The organism is Sphingomonas sp. 66-10, from assembly GCF_001897045.1.
Classification (GTDB): Bacteria; Pseudomonadota; Alphaproteobacteria; order Sphingomonadales; family Sphingomonadaceae; genus Sphingomonas; species Sphingomonas lycopersici.
The window spans coordinates 14237-16784 of the sequence record NZ_MKRR01000115.1; the positions used below are offsets into that span (position 1 = coordinate 14237).

The following is a 2548-nucleotide window of genomic DNA, read 5'->3' on the forward strand; positions in this document are numbered from 1 at the left end:
CTTGCGTCCCGAGGAGCGCTTCGAATTTCGCTTGGGCGTCAACAATCTGACGGACAAGGCGCCGCCGCTTCTTGCACTGCCCACCGGCTTCACGGACCCCTCAACCTACGATGTTCTCGGTCGCCGCTTCTACGTCGGCGTCCGGACAAAATTCTGATTTGACGAGGTAAACCCATGCTGAGCGACATGACGGACGGGGTGCATAGGGTCGAGATTGAGCCGGTTTCGCCGGCCTATCGCCGCTATGCGGTCTCATTCTTGATGCTGACCATGTTGCTCAGCTTCCTCGATCGCCAGATAATCAACATCCTTGCCGAACCGATCAAACAGGAATTGGGGCTGGCCGATTGGCAGATCGGTCTGATGACCGGCTTTGCCTTCGCCATTTTCTACACGACCTTTGGCATTCCGATCGCCCGACTGGCCGAGCGGAAAAGCCGACCCTTGATCATTACCTGCGCGCTCGGGGCTTGGAGCTTTTTCACAATTCTATGCGGATTCGCGGGAAATTTCGTGCACCTTCTTCTCGCACGCATCGGCGTTGGCGCTGGCGAGGCCGGAGGCATCCCGCCCGCCCATTCCCTGATAAGTGACTATACGCCGCGCGAAAAGCGCGCTTCGGCGCTCGCCTTTTTCCATCTCGGCGTACCGCTCGGTACGTTGCTCGGGCTGGGCATGGGCGGTGTGATCGTCGATCTCTATGGATGGCGACACGCTTTTCTCATTGCCGGAATTCCAGGTGTGGCCATCGCCCTGTTGGCTTTGCTCACGCTGAAGGAACCGCGCCATGCAATTCCGCCGGCGGAGCGGCCGGCGATTGAACATCCAAGCTTTCCGGACACGCTTCGCTATCTCGCGAGCAAGAGAAGCTATTGGTTCATTTCCTTCGGCGCCGCGCTGAAAGCTTTTGTCAGTTACGCGCAAGTTCCCTTTACCGCCGCCTTCTTTTTTCGCGTCCACGGCGAACAGCTTGAAGCACTCGCCTCTCGGTTTGGGCTCGGTGCACACGGATTCCTAGGGATCTCACTCGGAATTATCAGTGGGTTTGGGGGGATGGTCGGCATATGGCTCGGCGGCCAGCTTGGCGACCGGTTCGGCCGCACCGACGCACGCGCCTATTGCGCGATTCCTGCTATTGCGAGTCTGGCGGCGCTTCCCTTCACGATCGCTGTCTATCTGGTACCGAGCGCGCCGGTGGCAATGGCATTGATGATCATACCGATCATCCTGGGTTCTTTCTGGTTCGGGCCGGTCTACACGGTCGGTCAGAGCGTTGTCCCGCCGACGATGCGGGCGACCTCGTCAGCCATCCTGCTGTTCATCCTCAATGCGATTGGCTTGGGCCTTGGGCCGCTAAGCGTGGGCCTTCTCAGCGATCTCCTGGCAACATCGTTCGGTCTGGGTGACGCCGAAGGCGTGCGGTGGGCATTGATCGCGTCGAGCCTGTTAGCGCTCGGAACATTCGCGCTGTTCTGGACCGCGAAACGCACTGTGCGGGTGGATATGGTCCCGTGAGGTTGCTGGATGAGATAATCGGCAAGGGGAGTAGTTTCGCTCCAAATAGCTTCGCCGCTCCGGTCCTTCGCTCGCGCTGTCGCCCGAACGGTTCGAGCGCGCATCAAAGGAGACGAGCAATGCCTGTCATCGGTTATGTCACCCGCAACAACGGCGACTTCAAGGGCCAGATCCGGACGCTCTCGATCCGCACCGACGTCGAGATCGTACCCAATCGTTCGAAGGCGCACGAAAGCCAGCTCTGCGTCACGAGACAAGTCGCAAGATAGGATGCCAGCGGAAACCCGATCGAAGCGGCCCGCGGCTCCGACCGCAGTTTCAGGCGTGAGCGAATCGTACCGCTGGATGCAGCAGCCGGGCGATACCCCGATCCAATGACCAGGCGCCGCCACCCCGGAAGATTAATGGCAGGAGGACTGCGGCCCAGCTGAGATGAGTCGGCCATGCATCGGGATAGACGAAGATCTCGATCGTCAGCGTCATCATGAACAGCGCCAGCGCCGAAAGGCGAGTGGCGACGCCGAGTACGAGCAGGATCGAAAAGACATGTTCGGACCAGGTCGCGGCGACTGCCGCAATGGTCGGCGGCACCAGCGGCAGCGCATATTCGGTGCGGAACAGCTCGTAGGTGCTGTCGGTGATATGGATGATACCGTCGACCTTGGTGCGACCCGACATGAAGAAAACGCCCGCGATGCCGAGCCGCGCAACGAGCAATAGAAGGGCATCGGGCACCAACGCCGACGCGCGGCTGATCACGCGGTCGTAAAGGGCGATGAGCTGTTCCATCGGAAGTCTCCGTGAACGGCCAGCCGGCGCCTTGACAGCCCCGGCTGCGCGCGATTGTCAGGCCTTGGGGCTCAGCGAGCCGGGGCCTTTGGGGGTCTTGATCGTGGTGCAGGTGCCGGCCTTGACCAGCTTCCAGGCATTGCCCTGATAGTCGACCTTCGAGGTGCCGGCGCAGCTCGTCCCCGCGCCCGCCTTGCAGTCGTTCTTGCCCGCTTTGGCGACGCCGTAGCATTTTTCCATGGCG

4 protein-coding genes are annotated in these 2548 nt (G+C 60.8%); 2 read left to right on the forward strand and 2 right to left on the reverse strand.

The genetic code is table 11. The features are described 5' to 3' along the window. Positions 1–174: 174 nt before the first annotated feature. Both BGN95_RS12070 and BGN95_RS12075 read left to right on the forward strand, forming a co-directional pair. The gene (locus tag BGN95_RS12070; RefSeq protein WP_286772742.1) at positions 175–1515 is read left to right on the forward strand and encodes a spinster family MFS transporter; all 1341 of its coding nucleotides are present in this window, start codon (positions 175–177) and stop codon (positions 1513–1515) included. A gap of 119 nt (positions 1516–1634) precedes the next feature. Continuing rightward, positions 1635–1784, forward strand: a complete 150-nt coding sequence (locus BGN95_RS12075; protein WP_265312597.1) for a DUF736 family protein — start codon at positions 1635–1637, stop codon at positions 1782–1784. 49 nt (positions 1785–1833) lie between these two features. Here the strand turns inward: BGN95_RS12075 and BGN95_RS12080 are convergent, their stop codons facing one another. Both BGN95_RS12080 and BGN95_RS12085 read right to left on the reverse strand, forming a co-directional pair. Continuing rightward, a complete protein-coding gene (locus BGN95_RS12080; RefSeq protein WP_286772743.1) occupies positions 1834–2304 on the reverse strand; it encodes a DoxX family protein in 471 nt (156 codons plus the stop codon). A gap of 57 nt (positions 2305–2361) precedes the next feature. Further along, on the reverse strand, positions 2362–2548 hold a 187-nt coding region (locus BGN95_RS12085; protein WP_286772744.1), incomplete at its 5' end, for a BufA1 family periplasmic bufferin-type metallophore.